This window comes from Corallococcus sp. AB032C, from assembly GCF_003668935.1.
Lineage (GTDB): Bacteria > Myxococcota > Myxococcia > Myxococcales > Myxococcaceae > Corallococcus > Corallococcus exiguus.
Window position 1 is genome coordinate 1 of sequence record NZ_RAWP01000150.1, and the last position, 19,154, is coordinate 19,154.

A 19,154-nucleotide genomic window follows, 5' to 3' on the forward strand; every position below is an offset into this window, starting at 1 on the left:
CACCCGCGGCCGCCCGTCCTCCCCCGCCCCCCGAGGCGGACGATGACGGCGGTGACGACGAGGGCGACGAGGGCCCCGACGACGGTGAGGCCTCCGCGGGTGGCGCTGGCCAGAACGGCGCCCCCGGAGCCGCTGGCCAGGGCGGCCGCCGCCGCCGTCGCCGCCGCCGCCGTCGTGGCGCGCAGGTGCACCTCACCCCGGAGGGCCAGGCCTACCGCATGCAGGCGGGCCCGGACGGCCAGCAGGTGCAGGTCTTCCTGACGCCGCAGGAGCTGGAGCAGTACCGCCAGCGCCAGGCGCAGCAACAGCAGCAGCCCCAGGGCGGCGGCCAGCCGCAGGGCCAGGAGAACCGGCCGCAGGACGGCGGCCAGCAGCCGCAGCCACCGCCGCAGCGGCACGAGCACCCGCGCCATCAACAGCAGCAGCGCGGCGGCGGACACGCCCAGGGCGCGCCGCAGCAGAACCTGACGCCCGTGGAGGGCGTGCTGGACACGGAGGCCAAGGGCCCCAACGCGTTCCTGCGTCAGGTGAAGCGCAGCCTGCTGGCGTCGCCGGACGACCCGGAGATGCCGAAGAACCTGGTGCAGAAGCTGCGCCTGCGGCAGGGCCAGTACCTCACCGCGTTCGCGCAGATGCGCGGCCACAAGGGCGTCATCCAGAAGGTGGACACGGTGGACGGCCGCCCGCTGGAGGGCGCGCCCCGGCTGCCGCACTTCGCGGACCTCACCTCCGTGGACCCTACCGAGCGGCTGAAGCTGGAGAACGGCCACAAGGAGATGGTCACGCGCGTGTTGGACCTCATCGCGCCCATCGGCAAGGGTCAGCGCGCGCTCATCGTCGCCCCGCCCAAGACGGGCAAGACGATCATGCTCCAGCGCATCGCCCAGGCCGTCATCCAGAACCACCCGGAGTGCCACGTCATGGTGGTGCTCATCGACGAGCGCCCGGAAGAAGTGACGGACATGCGCCGGAGCATCAAGGCGGAGGTCATCGCCTCCAGCTCCGACCGGCCCACGGGAGACCACCTCAAGGTCGCGGAGCTCGCGCTGGAGCGCGCCCGCCGGCTGGTGGAATCCGGCAAGGACGTGGTCATCCTCCTGGACTCCATCACCCGCCTGGCGCGCGCCTACAACAAGGAAGTGGACAGCTCCGGCCGCACCATGACGGGCGGCGTGGACAGCCGCGCCCTGGAGCGCCCCAAGCGCATCTTCGGCGCCGCGCGCGCCACGGAGGAGGCGGGCTCGCTCACCATCATCGGCACGGCGCTCATCGACACCGGCAGCCGCATGGACGAGGTGATTTTCGAGGAGTTCAAGGGCACGGGTAACTCCGAGGTCACCCTGGACCGCCTGCTCGCGGAGAAGCGCATCTTCCCGGCCATCAACATCCCCCAGTCCGGCACTCGCAAGGAGGAGAAGCTCTTCACCCTGCGCGAATACGAGAAGGTGAAGAAGCTGCGGCAGATGCTCTTCTCCGTGAAGCCGGTGGAGGCCATGGAGGCGCTCGTCAAACGCCTGGGCCGGTACACCTACAACGACGAGTTCTTCGACGAGATGTAGTCCCCGGGAAGCCCGCGCGGGGGTGGTGTGGCGAGCCCTGGATTGCGTAAGGTGAGCGCATGATTCAGGGCTCGGGCCGCTGCCACTACCACCCGGACCGCGCGGGCCTGGGCGTCTGCGTGGAGTGCCGGCGCGTCATCTGCCGCGAGTGCACCACGCAGTTCGAGGGCATCAACCGCTGCGCCAGCTGCCTCGAGAAGCGCCGCAAGGCGCTGGAGGGGCCGCCGCCCCGGCGCGAGTGGAGCGTGGCGCACGTGGTGCTGGCGCTCGTGGGCGTCGTGCTGGTGTGGGGCGGCGTCCTGTTGGCGGCGCACGCGGTGGGCTAGCGCGATGGCCGTCTCCGCATTGGAATTGCGCCCCCGGGGTCCGGTGGCCTTGATGGACGCGGCGCTGCGCCTGTGCGCGCGCGACGCGGGCGTGTGGGCCCTCACGCTGCCGGGTGGCGCGGCGGTGGTGGCCGCGCTGCTGCACCTGGTGGACGCCGTGGATCATGGGCGCTCCCCTACCCTGCCCGCGCTGTACGTGACGCTCGCGTGGTTCCTACGGGGCGTGGGCCAGGGCGCGGCGTGCCACTACGTTCAAGAGGTGCTGCTGGGCGCGAAGGCGGAGCCGTCCGTGCGCCAATCCCTGCGCGCGGCGATGGAGAGGCTGCCCAGCCTGTTCATCGCGGTGGCGTACCTGGCGCTCTTCAACGTGCTGACGTTGACGTTCTCGCTGGGCATCGCGCTGTTCCTCCTCTCCGCTCAGGGCGTGGGCTACGCGGCGACGATGCAGGGCCGGGGCAGCCCGCTGAAGCTGTACGCGGTAGGCTCGAAGCTGTTGGGCCCGTCTCGCGGGACGGCCACCGCGGTGCGCTGGCTGATGGGCGTGCAGGTGCTGGTGTTCCTCAACCTGCACGTGGGGCTCAACTTCCTCCTGTATCTCGGGCGGCAGCTCGTGGGCATCGACCTGACGTTCGCGGAGCGGTTCGCGTCGTTGGACAACCCGCCGTGGCTCGTGTTCCTCGCGGCGACGACGTTCGCCCTCTTCGAGCCCCTGCGCGCGGCGACCGCCACGTTGCTGCTGGTGGACGGACGCGTGCGGCAGGAAGGCCTGGACCTGCTGGCCGCCGTTCAACAGCTCCCGGAGCGGAGTACGCAGCGCGGGGTGCTGGCATCCAAGAGCGTGGCCGCGGCGCTGCTGCTGGCCACGGGCCTGCTGCTCGCGGTCCCCGCGCCGGTGGAGGCCGCGCCGGAGGCCACCGCGCCCGTGGACCGCAAGGCGCTGCGCACCCGGCTGGAGAAGGTCGCGACGGAGTGCGAGCTGCCTGAACAGGTGGAGGGCACGGCGCTCAAGGACTTCGATGCGCTGAACGCGCGTGAGACGGTCAAGCTCGAGCGCTTCGTGCGCCACCTGGAGCAGCTGGCCTACGACGACGAGGACTGCGAGACGGCGGCGGTGGCGCTGGAGAACGGGCTCGCGCAGGTGACGGCCACGGCCGAGGCCCAGGCGCGCGCGGATGCCCGTGCGGCCACGGACCGGGCGCGGGCCATCCTCGCGCGGCCGGAGTTCCAGGAGCGCCCGGAGAAGGCCCCGGCCGAACCCAAGGAGGAAGAGGTCCCTCCTTCGGAGCCGAGCTGGTGGCGCCGCTTCATCGACAAGCTGGGCGAGTGGTTGAGGGACTTCTTCAAGCGCAACAACCCGCGGCCCCAGTCGCATGACACGGCCCTGCCCGTGAGCGGAGGCGCGGCGGCGAACGCCCTCGTCGTGATGCTGGTCGCGCTGACGCTGGCGGTGCTGGGAGTGGTGGTCGTGAACGTGCTGCGGCGCAAGCGCGAGAAGTCGGGCCCGGCGCTGGAGGTGAGCACCATGGACGCCGCGGCGCTCGCGGGCAGCCCGGACCACGCGCTGTCGCGTCCGCCCGAGGGCTGGGCGCACCTGGCCGACGCGCTGGCCGCGAAGGGCGAGTACCGCGAGGCGGTGCGCAATCTGTACCTCGCGCTCCTGTCGCGCCTGCATCGTGACGGCGCCATCCACTACGACGAGACGCTGTCCAACTGGGACTACCTGCGCGCGTTCCGGGGCCGCCCGGAGGTGAAGGCCCCATTCCGTGAGCTGACGCGCCGCTTCGACTTCGCGTGGTACGGCAACGTGCCCGTGAGCGCCGACGGCTATACCGAGTTCCGCGCCATCACCGCCCCGCTGCTCGCCGCGCCAGCCGCGCAGGAGGCCGTCGGTGCGTGACCGTTTCCCGCTGCTCGTGCTGGGAAGCCTGCTGCTCGCGGGCGTGCTCGGGGCGTTCCTGGTGCGCGGCGCCCAGCGCGGCGGCTTCGCGGATCCGCTGTCCACCTTCCGCGCGGAACCGGACGGCGCGCGTGCCCTCTACCTGCTCGCGCAGGAGAGCGGCCTGCCGGTGACGCGCAACATGGCGGACCTGCGCCTGCTCACCGGTCATGAGGCGCTGGTGCTGCTCGCCGTGGAGGTCCAGGACTCGCACGAGGAGGATCCGGATCAGACGCGGCTCGCCTCGGATCCAGACGCGGGCGTGGACGACGAGGAAGCGCCGCACACGGGCTTCAATGCCCTGCGGGCGCAGCAGTTGGACGACGACGAGGTGGAGCGCGTGCTGTCCCATGTCCGCGCCGGTGCCTCGCTCGTGTACGTGCCCTGGGGGTCGCGGGAGAACGCGCTCCTGGACGAGTTGGGCGTGAAGCTGGACAAGGCGGACGTGACGCTGCCCATGCGCACGCTGGTGCCGTCGCTGCCCACGCCGTACACGCTGGGCGTGGAGCGCGTGGAGGCGAAGGTCCAGGCCTACCTCCGGCTGCCGGAGGGCGCCGTCACGGTGCTGGAAGATGAACGCCTGGGCTTCCCCGTGGCGGCGGTGATTCACGCGGGCAAGGGCCGGGTGCTGGTGGTGGGCGCCCCGGAGCTCGCGATGAACCCGGCGCTCGCGAGGGCGGACAACGCGCAGTTCTGGCTGAGCGCGCTGGAGGCCCTGGGCCCCGGCCCCTTCGCCTTCGACGAGTTCCACCACGGCTTCACCAACGAGCGCTCGCTCGTGGACTTCGCGCGCCGCTACGGCCTGCACTTCGCCGTCGCGCAGCTGCTCCTGGGCGTCGTGCTGTGGGCGGGCGCGCTGAAGCGCTTCGGCCGTCCGCTCCCTCCGCCGGAGTCCATGCGAGTGGGCGCCACGGACGCCCTCTTCGCCATGAGCCGCCTGTATCGCGAGGGCCGGCACCACGGCTTCGCCGCGGGACTCATCTCGCGCGGCCTCACGCAGCAGCTGGCGCCGCTCGCGGGCCTGCCTTCGCACTCCACCGCGGTCGCCGTCGCGGAAGGGCTGCGCACGCGCGGACGCCAGGACCTGGCGGACGGGCTGCTCGACGTGACCCAGAAGGCAGAGACCGTCCATACGGACGCCGACATCCAGGCCCTCGCCACTTCCGCCGCGCAACTGCGCGAGCGCATCCACCCCGCCGGCACCGGCCGGCCCCGACCCGGAACCCCATGAACGCCCCGCCCTTCTCCCCTCCTCCCTTCCCGGACACCGGCAACGCCGTGCAGGCCGCGAACGCCATCCGTGAGGGTGTCCTCGCGGAGGTGCGCAAGGCCGTGGTCGGGCAGGACGAACCGCTGGAGTTGATGCTCTGCGGTCTCGTCGCTGGCGGGCACATCCTGCTGGAAGGCGTGCCCGGCGTGGCCAAGACGCTGATGGCCAAGGCGCTGTCGCGCAGCGTGGGCGCGGACTTCAAGCGCATCCAGTTCACACCGGACCTGATGCCCGCGGACATCCTGGGCACCAGCGTCTTCGACCTGAAGTCCCAGGCCTTCGTGCTCGCGCGAGGCCCCATCTTCACGGACCTGCTGCTGGCGGACGAGATCAACCGCGCTCCCGCGAAGACGCAGTCCGCGCTGCTGGAGGCCATGCAGGAGCGCGCCGTGTCGCTGGAGGGCAAGAACCTCCAGCTGTCGCCCATGTTCACGGTGTTCGCCACGCAGAACCCGGTGGAGTCCGAGGGCACGTACCCGCTCCCCGAGGCGCAGCTGGACCGCTTCCTCCTGAAGATCGACGTGGGCTACCCCGCGCCGGAGGAGGAGGACGCCATCCTCGAGTCCGTGCACCGGGGCTTCGACGCGGGCGACCTGGCGCGCGCGGGCGTGAACGCGGCGGTGACGAAGGACGACCTGCTCCAGGCGCGCGCGGCGCTCAGCACGGTGAACGTGGAGCCGCCGGTCCTCGGGTACATCCGCAAGGTGGTGGCGGCGACGCGGAGCTCGCCCAACATCCGTCTGGGAGCGGGGCCGCGCGCGGGCGTGCACCTGCTGCTCGCGTCGAAGGCGCTGGCGGTGCTGCGAGGCCGCGACTTCGTCACGCCGGACGACGTGCGCTTCCTGGTGGGCCCGGTGCTGCGGCACCGGCTGCTCCTGTCGCCGGACGCGGAGCTGGACGGGGCCACGCCCGCGGACGTGCTGCGCGAGGTGGTCCAGGGCGTCGAGGTCCCCCGGTGATTCCCTCCGAGCGCCTGTGGGGGCTGCTTGCCCTGCTAGCGCTGCCCATGGCGCTGGCGGGCTTCTTCCCGGGCCTGGGCGGCGCGGTGCTGGCGCTGGACGCGCTGGCCGTGGCGCTGGCCGCGCTCGACTTCCTCCAGGCCCGCCGCGTGCGGCTGGAGGTGGAGCGCCTGCTGCCGGAGCGCCTCAATGTGGGCGTGGCCAATCGCGTCGAGCTGCGCCTGGTGCACCGGGGCGGAGGCACGGTGGAGGTGCGCGTGAAGGACGACGCGCCGCCGTCGTTCACCGTGGAGCCCTCAGAGGCGACGCTGCGCCTCACGCCGGACAGCCAGACGCAGTGGGTGTACCGGGCCACGCCCGCGAAGCGCGGCAAGTTCAGCTTCGGCGCCGTGCACGTGCGCGTGCGGGGTCCGCTGGGGCTCGTCTCGCACGAGCGCACCTTCCCGGCGGAGCGCTCGGTGTCGGTGTACCCGGACCTGCGAGGAGCCCGCAGGCTGCTGCTGTCCGGCGCGGCGTTGGACCTGGTGAACCTGGGTCTGCGGCAGCTGCGGCGTGACGGCCAGGGCAGCGAGTTCGCGCGCCTGCGCGACTACGCCCAGGGAGACAGCGTGCGCGACGTGGACTGGAAGGCCACCGCGCGTCGGGGCAAGCCGGTGACGCGGGTGCTGGAGTCAGAGCGCTCGCAGGCGTTGATCATCTGCGTGGACGCGGGGCGCTCCATGGCGGCCCAGGTGGACGGCCTCACCAAGTTGGATCACGCGGTGAACGCGGCGCTGTTCCTCGCCTTCGTGGCCATCCGCAACGGGGACCGAGTGGGCCTGGCCCTCTTCGCGGACGGAGTGAAGGCCTACCTGCCGCCCGCGGCGGGCCGGGGCCAGTACCGCAAGCTGGTGGACACGCTCTACTCCGCGACGCCCAGCCTCACGTACGTGGACTACCTGGCGCTCTTCAAGGAGCTGAACGTGCGCCTCAACCGGCGCAGCCTGCTGTGCGTCTTCACGGACTTCCTCGACGAGGAGCAGGCCGGAACGCTGGTGGCCCCGCTGCACCGGCTGGCGCGCCGCCACGTCCCGCTGTGCCTGTCCGTGAAGGACACGGCGTTGCAGAAGCTGCTGCGCACGCCGCCGTCAGGACCCGAGGAAGCGTTCCAGCACGCGGTGGCATCGGAACTGCTCACGGACCGCGAGGTGCTCAAGGCGCGCGTGAGCAAGGGCGGCGTGCAGATGCTGGACGTCGCACCGGATGAACTGAGCCTCGCGGCGGTGAATCGGTATCTCGACATCAAGGCGCGCGGCGTCTTGTAGGGGAGCCACATGACCCGGACGGCATTCCAGACAGCGGACTTCACGGCGGAGCCCATCGACGACAGCGACACGCACGTCCTGCAACCGCTCCTCGATCGCTGCGAGGACTACCACCAGATCGCCTACGGTCGCCCCGCGCTCCCGGATCAGGCCCGGAACATCCCTCGCGAGCGGCCGCCCACGCTCGCCCCCGGCCAGGGGCACCTCTTCGCGCTTCGCGACGCGCAGGGCGGCCTCGCGGGGATGCTCGAAGCGCTGCGTGACTTCCCGGCGCAGGGTGAGTGGTACATCGGCCTGCTGCTCCTCGCGCCGGAAGCCCGGGGCCACGGTCGGGGCGAGGCCGTACTGAGCGCCTACGCGGACTACGTGCGCGCGAACGGTGGCCGACTGCTGCGAGTGGCGGTGGTGGAGCACAACGACGCCGGGCGCCGCTTCTGGACGCGCGTGGGCTTCCAACCAGAGCAGTGGGTGGGCCCCATCGAGCAGGGCCTTCGGATGAACCGGGTCCTGAAGATGACGAAGTCCCTCGCCTAGGCCTCGGGCCCCTCGCGCAGCCAGCCCATGAAGCGCGTATCGGGCACGTCGCCGCGCGCGCGGTGCAGGCCCCGCTTGAACAGGGCATAGACGCGGAAGAAGCGCTCCAGGCCCACGCGCTCCGAGGGCGTCATCGGATGCGTCCCGCACACCACCTTCGGGTCGCCCTTCCCCGCGTCGATGAAGCCCAGCACGGCCACCACCGGCACGCGCACCCGCTGCCCCTGCGAAAGCCGAGGCCCCAGCACCACCGCGTCCAGCGGGTCCCCGTCATCCGACAGCAGGCCCGGAATGGAGCCGTAGTTGTACGGACACGGCAGCGGCGACACGAAGTCCACCGAGCCATCCGCGCGCCGCTTCACCATGGAGAAGCGCGGACACTCAATCAGCACCTCCGGCTCACGCGGCAGCGGAGGCACGGACAGGTCCGGCCCACTCATCCCGCCAGCTCCGCCGTCGCACGCACATCTCCGCGCCGGCCGCGCATCCAGTCCGACAGCAGGTACGCGTAGACGCCCGTCCCCACCGTGAGCGCGAAGCCAACCTTGAAGGCCACCGACAGCTTCGGAGGATGAATCTGCGACACGGTGCCTTCGATGAAGCCCGCGAGCACGAACAGCACCAGCGTGCCGAACAACATCTTCACCGCGGTCACCGCCTCCTTGCGCAGCGCCTGTCCGCGAGACAACCCACCCGGCGCCACCATGCCCCGCGCGATGACGAGCCCCGCCGCGCCCGCGATGCAGATGGCCGAGATCTCCGGGATGCCGTGCGGGAGGATCCACGCCCAGAACCACCCCGCCATCCCCTTCGCCGCGTACACCTGCGCGAGCGCGCCCAGGAACAGGCCGTTGACGAACAGCATCACCGCCGTGCCCAGCCCCAGCGTGACGCCCAGCGCGAACGCCAGGAAGGCCACCTGGATGTTGTGCGTGAAGAGGAACGTCGTGAACTGGGCCTGCTCCTCCACGGTCATGCCCTTGCCCGCGGCCTCGTCCGCGGCGCGCTTCACGGGGTCCAGGCTCATGTGCTGCCCGGGCACCAGGTAGTGCGCCGCGTCTGGATCCACCACCATGCCCACGTAGCCGAAGCCCGCGCCCGCCAGGAACAGCAGCACCGACGCCACGTACATGCGCCACTCGTGGTGCAGGAGCGCCGGGAAGCCGCGCGCCACGAAGGCCCACACGTCCGCGAACCGGGGCCGGCGGCCCGGATACGTCAGCGCGTACGCGCGGCCCACCAGGTCGTTGAGGTACGCACTCACGTCCGCGGAGCCGCTGCGCGCGCGCACCCACAACAGGTCGCTGGAGACGGCGCGGTACAGCTTCCCCAACGAGCGGGCCTCGTCCAGGCTCAGCTTGCGCAGCCCCTCGCCCTCGGACTTGTCCAGCAGCGACTCCAGTTGCTGCCAGCGCGGGCGCCGCGTCTCGATGAACTCCGCCATCTCCATGGGCCCACTCTAACCGAGCCCCGGAAACGGCGAGGCGCCGGCCGCCCTCCCCGTTTCGAGGGAGGACTCCGGCGCCCCGGTGCTTCAGGACCGCGAAGCGCTACTTGACCAGCTTCTCCAGCGGCTTCGCCTCGGTGGAGGCCTGGGCCTCCGTCCACTCGACAACGGGCGTCTGCCACGCCATGCCCGTCTCCGCCGGGTCCATGTCCAGCTTCTCGAAGTCGAAGCCGTCACCGCCGAAGTACAGGTACTCGACCGTGGCGACCGTGTACTCCTTCTTCGGATCCAGCGCCTTGCCCTGGGCGTCCTTGAACTTGCCCTTGCCCGCCGCGGTGAAGCCGGCCACGAGCGCGTCCGGGTTCGCCAGCTGCTTGGCCAGGTCCTCGCCCTTGAGCTTCACGGTGAGCAGCGAGTTCTCGAACGGCATCGCCGAGTACACGCTGCCCAGCGTCACCTCACCCTTGGACAGACCATTGCGGATGCCGCCCTTGTTGAGGATGGCCCCGTCGGTCTTGAGCTGGGTGCGAACCGCGCCCGCCACCCACTTCGCCATCAGCGGCGAGTCCTGGGGGATGCCCGTCTTGGTGAAGCCGATCTTCCGGCCCAGCGCCTGGTCCACCTTCGTCTGCCACTCCGCGATGCGCTTCGCCGTCTCCGCGTCCGGCGTGCCGCCCGCGACCTCGACGACCTTCGTGTCCACGCCGGTCAGCTTCTGGCCCGCCGCCTTCGCCGGGTCGAACTTCAGCTGCGCGCGCAGGTACGAATCGAAGCCGCGACCCAGCGACGCGTACGTGGTGTCGCCCTCGGTCTTCACGCCCGGGGCGTCCGTGCCGCAGCGGCCACCGGCCACCAGCGACACCTTCCAGTCCGCGTGCTTCGCCAGCACCGGCTGCAGGTCCGTGGGGCACTGGTCCGCCACCACCACGACGACGTCCGCGCCCGCCTTGCGAGCCTCGGGGATGGCCGTGTTCAGCGCGTCCTCGTTGGGGGTGACCTCCAGGCCCTCGGCGCGGCCGGACATCGCCGTGCGCACCGTCTTCTGGGAGGTGAGACCCACCACCGCAATCTTCAGGCCCCGCCGCTCGTAGACCTGGAACGCGGGCATGGACAGGTCCTTCGCCAGCGTCGCGTCCGTCACCTTCAGGTTCGCGGCCAGGAAGGGGAAGCCCCCGGCCGTGCGGTTCTTCAGGAAGGAATCCTTGGCGTACGACAGCTCGTGGTTGCCCAGAGCGGAGGCCGCAAAGCCCATGTGCCCCATCACCTCGGCCGTCGGAGCACCCAGGAAGAAGGAGGAGATGGCCGGGCCCGTCCACAGGTCGCCCGTCGTCAGGGCGAGCGTGCCGGCATCCGGACAGGTCGCCTGGCCGTCCTTCAGCGGACCGGCACAGTGCTTTTCATCATTCACCCAGCGGCCCATCAGCTCCGCGGCGCCGCCCTTGCCATCAACGGGCAGGAGCTGGCCACGGGCGCTGCCGGTGACGAGCACCGTCACCTCCGAGGGCACGGCGGGCTTCGCGGGCTCGGCCGCCGGGGGCGGCGTGGCCGGAGCCGGCGGGGGAGTCTTCTCACAACCCGCGAGGGCTCCCAAGGCGAGGACCAGCGCGCCGGACGACAGCGTGAGCTGGCGGGAAGGACGACGGAAGGGACGCAGCGAGAGAAGGTTCGGGTTCACGGCCGGGCCTTTAGCACATCCCCGGCGTGGTAGCGTGAGGCAATGACGGGCATGAAAGGCAAGGATTTCAAGCCTTTACAGGAGGAGAAGGACGGCGGGACTCCCAGCGGAAAAGGGAGCTTCCAGGGCCGGAACTTCGCCTCGGAGCTGTGGGGCGAGGTCCGGGGTGGCGCCGAGCACTTCCAGTCCACGAAGGGCCAGCTGCCCAAGGGCCGCATCCGCCAGTTCTTCTACGGGGTGGCCCTGCCCTTCCACATCGCCCGCGTCACGCTCGCGAGCCCCGCGGTCCGCGCCACCTACGTGAAGGTGACCGCGCTCCAGACGGCGTTCCTGTTGGCCATCGCCGCGGGGTGGGCGTTCAACGCGTTCGACGGCGAACAGGAAGCGAAGAAGCAGGAGCGGCGGAAGGAGACGCCCGAGGCCCGGGCCGCGCGTGAGCAAGCACAGGCCCGTATCGAACAGCGGGCGAAGGAGCTGGAGGCCGCGAAGGGTGATCCGGCCGCCATGAAGAAGGCGCTCACCGCGCTCGTCGAAGAGGCCGTCAACGCGGGCAAGACCGGCGACCTTCCTCCGGAAGAAGCCGCCACCACCGCCGAGGACGCAGCGGATGAGGCCGCCACTGCCGTCGAGGAGGCAAAGGAGGAACACGCAGCGGCCGAGCCGCAAACCGGATCCGCGCGGAACGCCGACGAGACCGCGAGCGACACCGGGGACGCGGAGGACTCCCTGGGCGACCAGATCTCCGCCATCGTCCGAGCGGAGGTGGAGGAGGCCCTGCGGGACGTCCCGGAGGCGAACGCGAAGGGCCCGCGCATCCAGAAGGAACACCCGAAGAAGGGGTTCAACGTCGACGCGCCCAAGGTACGCAACGGCATCTTCTTCCTGGGCAGCTGGGAGTTCTGGGCGCTCTTCTTCGGCTCGCTGAGCGCGGTGCAGTGGATCGTCGTCGCCCTGTCACGCGACTACCACACGGTCCTCTCGCGCGAGGCCAGCCTCGCCACCGGTGTGCCTCCCGAGGACCCCGAAATCTCCCCGCGCGTGCGCCTCAACGTCCCCTGGCTGCGCGCGAAGTTCCAGCGCCGCTGGCGGGCCTTCATGCTGTTCCTGGTGGGGATTCCCGCCATCCTCCTGCTCTGCATCCCGCTGTGCTGGTTCCCGAAATCGTTCACCATTCTCAGCAGCGTCTGGGGCTTCTGGTGGCTGCTCGTCTTCACCGCCGCCAAGAGCGACCGCGCGTGGATGGCGCCCGTCACGCGTCCCCCCTGGTTCGTGCGCGTCTGGAGCGCGCTGCCCGCCCTGCACGTGGGGCCCCTGCGCAGCTACGCGGCGCGCCTGGCCCGCCGCTCGGAAGGCGTCGCAGCGCCCATCGCCGTCGTGGAGCGTCAGCCGTGGGTCTTCGCGGGGCTCGCGCTCACGCGGTTCGTGGGCAGCATCCCGCCGTTCCGCTGCTTCACGCGGCCGTTCATCCCGGTGGCCTCGGCGCACCTCATCGGCCTGGACCCCATGCAGCCGCCCGCGCTCAAGAGCGGTGAAGCCCCGCCCGCGCACGGCGCGGAGGACTGACTCACACGTCGGAAGGCGCGTTGCCTTCGGGCGGCAGGCCGCCAATGCCCTCCAGCGGCGAGTGGGGCTGCTGGGGGGCGCCCAGCTCCAGCCGCTGGCCCTCCTCACGACGCGCGGGCAGGTCGATGACGCTCTGGAGCTGCTGGCTCACGGAGCGGAAGAAGCCCGTGAGCAGCTCCGGCCGGTCCGCGAGCAGGTCCAGGAAGTCGCGCCGGTCGATGACAAGCACGCGCGAGTCCACCGCGGCCACCATGTCCGTGGGCCGGGGCGCGCCGTCCAGCAGGCTCACCTCGCCAATGGCCTCCTTCGCCTGGAAGCGCAGCACGTGCTCGCCGTTGCGGAACGCGTCCACCGCGCCCTCGACGATGACGTAGAGCGCGTCGCCCGGGTCGCCCTGGCTGTAGAGCCGCTGGCCCGTCTTGTAGGAGGCCTCGCGCGCCACCTCCGCGATGGCGGCGATGTCGTCCACGTCGCTCTGCGAGAAGACGCTCACGCCCTCCAGGGCGAACATCCGTTGGACGATGGTATCGCTCATGTCACCCTCCTGCGGGAGCACGTCCAGGCCATTCACCCGCGCCACGTGGCGGGCGCACGCGCGCAGCACCAGGTCCTCACTCTGCACGAGCCCCGCCAGCCGCCGCCACAGACGGCCTGGCGCTCCAGGCGGCAACTCGCGGTGGTGGGCCTCCACCTGCTCCATCACCAGCTCGCGCTCCTCCTGCGCCACCAGGTTCTCCAGCAGCTCCAACGCATAGGCGCGACGGCGCGAATCGTTGCCCACCAGGTGCTGGTGGATGCGGCGCATGGCCTGCGGCGGGTGCAGGAGGCCCAAGAGGAAGAACGAAAGCTCCAGCGCCTGATCCAACCGGTCGCCCACCGCGCGGGTGAGCAGCGACTGGGGACCCAGCGCCGCCTGCACGTCGCGGAAGGCCCCCACCAGTTGGCGATATGTGTCGCGGCGGCGGCCCAGCGCCTCGTGGATGCGGTCCACGTCCACCGGGTGGTCCGGCTGCTCCTCACGCAGGCGCGACAGCTGCGCGCCGATGCGGAAGTGCAGCGCCGCGTCGTCACGCACGTTGGAGAACAGGAGCGCGTTGAGCGCCGCGGACGAGCCGATGCCGCGCAGCACGCGGGGCAATTGCATCCGCATGGCCAACGGCGCGGCCTTGTTGTTGAGCTGCAGCTCCAGCAGCGGCGTCACCGCGTCGCCCAACTGCACCAGCGACTCACGCGCGGCCGGACGCTCCTCGCGCCAGCCGAGGAACGGCAAGAGGCGCGGCGCCAGCTCCACGTAGCCGCCCTCGCCCACCGCCATCAGCGCCACGCGCCGCACGGAGATGTCCATGTCCTCCAGGTAGAGCGACAGCGGCCCCGCGAACCGAGGGTCCTTCAGCCGGCCCAACAGCCGCGCCACCTCGCGCCGCTCGGCCACGGGTGCGTGGTCGCCCTTCGCCAGCAGCTCACGCAGGGACTCCAGCGCCGCGGAGTTGCCCTGCGTGCGCATCAGCGCGCCAATGGCCGCGCAGCGCAGCCCCACGTCGGAGCTGGTGAGCAGCGGCGGCAGCAGCCGCTCCGCGCGCTCCGGGGACAGCCGCGCCAGGGCCCACACGGCCTGGTCGCGGGGGCGCCGGGGGCCCTCCTCCACCAGCCGCTCCAGCATGGGCGCAAGTTCCCGGGCATCCATGGACAGGGCCAGCGTCACGCCGCGCTCCTGCACGCGCTCGTGGGGATGGGAGAGGAGCGAGGCCAGGTGCTGCCGCAAGGGCGCGGCCTCCGCCTGCTCCAGCATGTCCACCGCGCGCAGCACCCGCTCCGGCGTGGGAGCGCCCAGCGCCTCCACGAGCAGCTTCTGCGCCTCGCCGCCCAGCTCCACCTCTTCCTCTTCGTGCGCGCCCACCTGCTCGCCCAGCGCCGTGAGGTACGCGGGCTTGAGGCGCACCAGCAGGAGGCCCAGCGCGGCGCACAGCGCCACCACCGCCACGGCCATGGTGATGCCGTTGGCGCCCCGGCCCGCGCCGATGAGCAGCAGGCCCGCCAGCACCACGCCGCCCTTGCGCAACAGCCCGTCCACCGCGCTGCGCAGTCCCTCGCGCTGCTCGTCCGGCACCGCCGCGTAGAGCAGCTGGATGCCCACGGGAAGGATGGAGTAGCTCACCGCCGTCTCCACCAGCCGCAGCAGGTGCACCGGCCACAGCTGCCCGGTGGCCAGCGTGGCACCCGCCAGCGGCGCGAGCACCAGCGGCACCAGCGCCAGGTACATGAGCAGGCCCATGCGCTTGAGCAGCCGCTCCGCCACGAGCAACTGGAACGCCACGCAGAACAGGCCAATCCACAGCTGCAGCGAGCCGAACAGCGCCGCCAGCCCGTCCTCGCTCAGCGTGCCCTCCACGCGCAGGCGGAAGAGGTAGTCCACGAAGGACGACAGCACCGCGAACGCGATGCCAAGCGCCGCCAGCACCTGCGCGTAGGGGCTCGCCCCCAGGTAGCTCCACGCCGGGAACCACGCCTGCAACGAGCGCGTGCGCGGAGGCGGCGCCGGCTCCGCCTTGTGCAGGTGGTGGAAGATGGCGCCCGCGGCCAGCAGGCTCACCGCGCCGCTCACCACCACCGCGGGTGTGCCCAGCCGCACCGCCAGCGCCTGCACCAGCAGGCCGCCCGCGATGCCGCCGCCCATGCCAAAGCCATTGAGCACGGTGAAGGCCCGGCGTGCCTCGCGCGCGTCGAACGCGGACGCCATGCGGCCCCAGAAGCGGAACGACACGAACGTGCTGAAGCAGTCCGCGAACAGGTACAGCGCCAGCGCCGGCATGCGCTGCCCCGCGGACAGCGCCGCCGCCAGCCCCAAGGCCAGCACCCCGCCCACCCCGGTGAGGATGCCCGGGGACTCCGTGGGCGCGTCCGGCCGGGCGCGAGGCAGCAGCGTCAGCGACGCCGTCATCAACGCACCCAGGAGGTAGAGGTACGGCAGCGCCTGGGACTCGAAGCGCGACAACACCAGCGCGTTCGCGGACGTCTTGAGCTGCGTCACTCCCGCGATGAGCGCGAACTGGAACGCACCCGCCGGCAGGACGCGGCGGTTCCAGGATGAAGGTTCAGAAGGGGCCACGGGCGCGGGAATGCGGACAGGATAACGTGGAGCCCGCTATTCACGAATAACACTCTTCGGGTCCGGCGAGCATCCACCCTCCCGTCGGAGTCGGCCGCCCGCCTGCCCGGCATCGGAGCCGGAGTCCGGACTGGGAGTCCTTGCGGCCCCCACGGAAGGACACTCCTGTGAGCCCCACGGAGCGCGGGCCGCGTGGCGTACACTCCGGCGCCGTGACGCCCACCCCTGACACCCTGCTCGACGGCACCCACACGGTGCTGACCCCGGAGTACGTGGAGTTCCGCTTCACGCTGGCGGGGGTGTACTCGCGCTTCCTCGCGTGGCTGATGGACGCGCTCATCGTCGGCTTCGTCGCGACGGTGGTGCTGCTGCTGTTCCAGGTGGCCATGGCCGCGTTCCCGGGGTTCGCCAGCGCGCTGGGCATCGTCGTCTACTTCCTGGTGGACTGGGGCTACGGCATCACGCTGGAGACCGTGTGGGCCGGCCAGACGGTGGGCAAGCGCGTGATGTCCCTCCGGGTCATCCAGGAGAGCGGCGTGCGCATCGGCTTCTACCACGCGGCCCTGCGCAACCTGGCGCGCGTGGTGGACCGGCTGCCGCTGCTCTACCTCGTGGGCGGCTCGGTCGCGCTCGTGTCGCGTTCGCACCAGCGGCTGGGGGACCTGCTGGCCGGCACCATCGTCGTGCGCGAGCGGCGCCTCAAGATGCCCTCCGCACTGGAGACGCGCGGCGAGGAGGGCCTGCTGGCGGATCCGCTGTTCGTCTCGCGCGTGAAGCGGCTGTCCACCGAGGAGCGGGAGCTGGTGCTGTCCGCGGCCCTGCGCCGCGAGGAGCTGCGGCTGGAGGCCCGGCTCACGCTGTTCTCCGCGCTGGGCGCACGGCTCCAGGACTCGCTCGCCATGGAGAAGCCCGCCCACCTCTCGGACGAGAAGTGGACGCTGCTCGTCGCCGCCGCCCTGCTGCCCGCCCCGGCGGCTCGCCCGGGGCGGCCCACGTCCGGACCTAGAAGTACGTCGCCAGGCCCACGGAGCCCGTCAGCGACGTCTGCGTATCCTCGTTGAGCGCGATGTAGAAGTTGTACTGCGCGCGCACGCCCAGGCTCACCGAGTCGCTGAGGAAGAAGTCCACGCCCGCGTTGGGCCCGATGCCCACGAAGTTGCTGATGCTCTCCTTGAACACGATGAGGTAGCTCACGTCCGTTCCGATGTACGGGCGGATGGTCTCCTCCAGCAGCAGGTAGCGGATGCCCAGCGACGGCGCCAGGCCCACCACGCGCTTCTCCGGCGTGGAGAAGGTGTCCGTCGGGAACATCAGCTTCGACAGCGAGACGACCTCGAAGCCGTTCTCGATGTAGAGGCTGCCCTCCAGGCCGATGAACGGCGTCCCCGCGAGGCCCGCGGTGCGCTTGAAGTCCATGTAGCCCAGCGACAGGCCCAGACTCCGGTTGGAGAACTGCGCGTGAGCAGGAGCCGCGCCCAGCAGGGCAGCGAGCAAGCCGAAAGCACAAAGGTAGGTACGCATGGCGGGGCACTCTACAGCCGGCCTAACCCCTGGAAAACAGCGCTGATTCAGCACAAGCCCGGCGTTGCCTCACGGGGTGGCGCTCTCCTACACTCGGCCGGCCATGCGTCTTCGCCTCTTCCTTACGCTGACCGCCGCCGTTTCCCTCTCCACCACCGCCTGCCTCAGCACGCCGCCCCCGCACGAACGGGCGCTCATCAACAATGAGCTTTGCGCGCAGGAGATGGCCAACGGGGACCTGCAGAAGGCGGAGACCTACTGCAACCTGGGCCTGGAGTTCTCCCCCCAGTACGCGGACCTGTGGGCCAACAAGGGCCTCATCGCCATGTACTCGGGCAACAAGGGCAAGGCGAAGGAGTTCTTCATCAAGGCCCTGCGCTTCAACCAGGAGCACCTGCAGGCCTACCAGAACCTGGGCGTCCTCTACCTGGATGAAGGCGCCTACGGAAAGGCCCACGACAACTTCAAGCGCGCCCTGCAGGTGAACCCGGACAACCTGGAGTCGCGCTACGACCTGGGCCTCACCTACATGAAGATGGGCAAGAAGAAGGAGTCCAAGAAGGAGTTCGACACGCTGCTCGCGGTCAACCCCAACGTGGCCAACGCCCACCACAACCTCGGCATCATGGCCTACGAGGACAAGGACCTGGAGACGGCCTTCGAGCACATCTCCCAGGCCGCCCAGCTCACCCCGGACTCCTCGGAGGTGTGGCACGACCTGGGCACGGTGCTGATGGAGCAGAGCCGCTTCGCGGAGGCCCGCGAGGCCTTTGGCAACTGTGCCCGCCTGGATGAGAAGAACTCCAGCTGCCTCAACAGCCTCGCCGTCGCCCAGCGCAAGGTGGCCCTCACCGACTCCGCCCTCAAGGAGCTGAAGGACACCCAGACGGCGGAGAACAGCGCCCCGGCCATGTACCTGCTCGCGCGGCAGTACCGTGAGAAGGGCCTCCTCGCGGAGGAGGAGAGCGCCTACCGCAAGTGCGTGAAGCTGGATGCCAAGTTCGCGCCCTGCCACTTCGGCCTCTTCCAGATCTTCTCCGAGGCCCACAAGCAGACCCACGCTCAGACGGCGTGCAAGAACTTCATGAAGTTTGGAACCTCCGAGGAATTCCCCACCGAGTACACGACGTGTGAGAGATTCCTCGCCAACGACTCGTTCTAGCCGTCCCTTGGGGTAGCGACACACGCGATGAGCGTCCGTCTGACCGTCACACAGCGCAGCGAGGCCGGAGGCGCCTCGGGCCAAGAGGTCGTCCTCGACGACTCCGTCATCACCCTGGGGCGGGACAAGACCTGCCAGGTGGTGCTCCCGCAGCAGGCGGTGTCGCGCAACCACGCGCGCATCATCCAGGAGGGCACCCTCTACTTCCTGGAGGACCTGGGCAGCGCGTACGGTACGAAGATCAACGGCAAGGCGCTCCCCAAGGGGGAGAAGGAACTGCTGCGCAACGGCGACGTCATCGCCATCGCGCAGTACGACGTCCGCTTCGACAAGGTCGTGGAGATCGCCCCGGACGTCAGCGACAAGACGTCCTTCCTCGCGCGCGGCATCTTGAAGGACGCGATGCGCGGCCTCGCCGGCGGCGAGGAGCGCTTCCTGCGCTACATGAACGGCCCGCGCGAGGGCCAGCGCATTGAAATCTCCGAGGCCCACGAGCACGTCTTCGGCCGCGACGAGAAGGAAGCCGACGTCATCCTCAAGGACGACCTCGTCTCCCGCAAACACGCCAAGGTGCGCCGCGACTGGTCCGGCACGCACGTAGAGGACCTGGGCAGCCGCAACGGAATCAAGGTCAACAAGAAGCGGGTAAACCGCAAGGCGCTCAAGGACGGCGACGAGCTGGAGATTGGCGCCACCCGCTTCGTCTACGTGGACCCCGCCGAGCCTCCTGACGAGCCCGCCGTGAGCCTCGCCGCGGAGAGCCCCGTCAGCGCGCCGGCCCCGTCCCCGCCG

At 70.7% G+C, this 19,154-nt stretch carries 16 protein-coding genes; 11 read left to right on the top strand and 5 right to left on the bottom strand.

Going from position 1 to position 19,154, the window contains the following annotated elements; all coding sequences use genetic code 11:
- The 7 genes from rho to D7X99_RS38185 all read left to right on the top strand — a co-directional run.
- A partial coding sequence (rho, locus tag D7X99_RS38155; protein ID WP_121782065.1) for a transcription termination factor Rho occupies positions 1-1,559 on the top strand: 1,559 nt, incomplete at its 5' end.
- A gap of 59 nt (positions 1,560-1,618) precedes the next feature.
- Positions 1,619-1,885 carry a hypothetical protein gene (locus D7X99_RS38160; protein ID WP_120600129.1) on the top strand — a complete coding sequence of 89 codons (267 nt, stop codon included), beginning with the start codon at positions 1,619-1,621 and terminating at the stop codon, positions 1,883-1,885.
- Positions 1,886-1,889: 4 nt separating this feature from the next.
- Positions 1,890-3,782, top strand: a complete 1,893-nt coding sequence (locus tag D7X99_RS38165) for a DUF4129 domain-containing protein (RefSeq protein ID WP_121782054.1) — start codon at positions 1,890-1,892, stop codon at positions 3,780-3,782.
- Positions 3,775-5,052 carry a DUF4350 domain-containing protein gene (locus D7X99_RS38170; protein ID WP_121782055.1) on the top strand — a complete coding sequence of 426 codons (1,278 nt, stop codon included), beginning with the start codon at positions 3,775-3,777 and terminating at the stop codon, positions 5,050-5,052. The genes D7X99_RS38165 and D7X99_RS38170 overlap by 8 nt, the downstream gene beginning before the upstream one ends.
- The gene (locus D7X99_RS38175; RefSeq protein WP_121782056.1) at positions 5,049-6,050 is read left to right on the top strand and encodes a MoxR family ATPase; all 1,002 of its coding nucleotides are present in this window, start codon (positions 5,049-5,051) and stop codon (positions 6,048-6,050) included. The genes D7X99_RS38170 and D7X99_RS38175 overlap by 4 nt, the downstream gene beginning before the upstream one ends.
- The gene (locus tag D7X99_RS38180) at positions 6,047-7,354 is read left to right on the top strand and encodes a DUF58 domain-containing protein (protein ID WP_121782057.1); all 1,308 of its coding nucleotides are present in this window, start codon (positions 6,047-6,049) and stop codon (positions 7,352-7,354) included. Before D7X99_RS38175 ends, D7X99_RS38180 begins: the two co-directional genes overlap by 4 nt.
- Positions 7,355-7,363: 9 nt before the next feature.
- Positions 7,364-7,888 (top strand): GNAT family N-acetyltransferase, encoded by a 525-nt coding sequence (locus D7X99_RS38185; RefSeq protein WP_121782058.1) that lies wholly within the window; start codon positions 7,364-7,366, stop codon positions 7,886-7,888.
- Here the strand turns inward: D7X99_RS38185 and D7X99_RS38190 are convergent.
- From D7X99_RS38190 to D7X99_RS38200, 3 genes are all read right to left on the bottom strand, one after another.
- Entirely contained in the window at positions 7,885-8,328 is a 444-nt protein-coding gene (locus D7X99_RS38190) for an inorganic diphosphatase (RefSeq protein WP_121782059.1), read from the bottom strand. The two genes, D7X99_RS38185 and D7X99_RS38190, sit on opposite strands and share 4 nt — an antisense overlap.
- Positions 8,325-9,338, bottom strand: coding sequence for a stage II sporulation protein M (locus tag D7X99_RS38195; protein ID WP_121782060.1), 1,014 nt, complete (start codon positions 9,336-9,338; stop codon positions 8,325-8,327). Before D7X99_RS38195 ends, D7X99_RS38190 begins: the two co-directional genes overlap by 4 nt.
- 100 nt (positions 9,339-9,438) lie before the next feature.
- Positions 9,439-11,010, bottom strand: a complete 1,572-nt coding sequence (locus D7X99_RS38200) for a bifunctional UDP-sugar hydrolase/5'-nucleotidase (protein WP_121782061.1) — start codon at positions 11,008-11,010, stop codon at positions 9,439-9,441.
- 51 nt (positions 11,011-11,061) lie between these two features.
- Between D7X99_RS38200 and D7X99_RS38205 the strand changes: the two genes are divergently transcribed.
- Positions 11,062-12,573 (top strand): hypothetical protein, encoded by a 1,512-nt coding sequence (locus D7X99_RS38205; protein WP_147476387.1) that lies wholly within the window; start codon positions 11,062-11,064, stop codon positions 12,571-12,573.
- Position 12,574: 1 nt separating this feature from the next.
- Here D7X99_RS38205 and D7X99_RS38210 read toward each other — a convergent pair whose 3' ends face one another.
- On the bottom strand, positions 12,575-15,679 hold the full coding sequence (locus D7X99_RS38210) for a cyclic nucleotide-binding domain-containing protein (protein WP_121782063.1): 3,105 nt from the start codon (positions 15,677-15,679) through the stop codon (positions 12,575-12,577).
- Between the two features lie 212 nt (positions 15,680-15,891).
- Between D7X99_RS38210 and D7X99_RS38215 the strand changes: the two genes are divergently transcribed.
- A complete protein-coding gene (locus D7X99_RS38215; protein ID WP_121782066.1) occupies positions 15,892-16,740 on the top strand; it encodes an RDD family protein in 849 nt (282 codons plus the stop codon).
- Here D7X99_RS38215 and D7X99_RS38220 read toward each other — a convergent pair.
- Positions 16,682-17,200, bottom strand: a complete 519-nt coding sequence (locus tag D7X99_RS38220; protein WP_120581588.1) for a hypothetical protein — start codon at positions 17,198-17,200, stop codon at positions 16,682-16,684. The two genes, D7X99_RS38215 and D7X99_RS38220, sit on opposite strands and share 59 nt — an antisense overlap.
- Before the next feature lie 103 nt (positions 17,201-17,303).
- Here D7X99_RS38220 and D7X99_RS38225 point away from each other — a divergent pair, with 103 nt between their 5' ends.
- Together D7X99_RS38225 and D7X99_RS38230 are read left to right on the top strand one after the other, a co-directional pair.
- On the top strand, positions 17,304-18,362 hold the full coding sequence (locus D7X99_RS38225; protein WP_169828269.1) for a lipopolysaccharide assembly protein LapB: 1,059 nt from the start codon (positions 17,304-17,306) through the stop codon (positions 18,360-18,362).
- Between the two features lie 27 nt (positions 18,363-18,389).
- Positions 18,390-19,154 (top strand): FHA domain-containing protein (locus D7X99_RS38230; RefSeq protein ID WP_121782064.1); only part of this gene is annotated, 765 nt, incomplete at its 3' end.

Coding starts and splice junctions, on each gene's coding strand:
- D7X99_RS38225 (WP_169828269.1), top strand. CDS start 17,304: ATGCGTCTTCGCCTCTTCCTTACGCTGACCGCCGCCGTTTCCCTCTCC.
- D7X99_RS38190 (WP_121782059.1), bottom strand. CDS start 8,328: ATGAGTGGGCCGGACCTGTCCGTGCCTCCGCTGCCGCGTGAGCCGGAG.
- D7X99_RS38220 (WP_120581588.1), bottom strand. CDS start 17,200: ATGCGTACCTACCTTTGTGCTTTCGGCTTGCTCGCTGCCCTGCTGGGC.
- D7X99_RS38160 (WP_120600129.1), top strand. CDS start 1,619: ATGATTCAGGGCTCGGGCCGCTGCCACTACCACCCGGACCGCGCGGGC.
- D7X99_RS38205 (WP_147476387.1), top strand. CDS start 11,062: ATGAAAGGCAAGGATTTCAAGCCTTTACAGGAGGAGAAGGACGGCGGG.
- D7X99_RS38195 (WP_121782060.1), bottom strand. CDS start 9,338: ATGGAGATGGCGGAGTTCATCGAGACGCGGCGCCCGCGCTGGCAGCAA.
- D7X99_RS38185 (WP_121782058.1), top strand. CDS start 7,364: ATGACCCGGACGGCATTCCAGACAGCGGACTTCACGGCGGAGCCCATC.
- D7X99_RS38175 (WP_121782056.1), top strand. CDS start 5,049: ATGAACGCCCCGCCCTTCTCCCCTCCTCCCTTCCCGGACACCGGCAAC.
- D7X99_RS38165 (WP_121782054.1), top strand. CDS start 1,890: ATGGCCGTCTCCGCATTGGAATTGCGCCCCCGGGGTCCGGTGGCCTTG.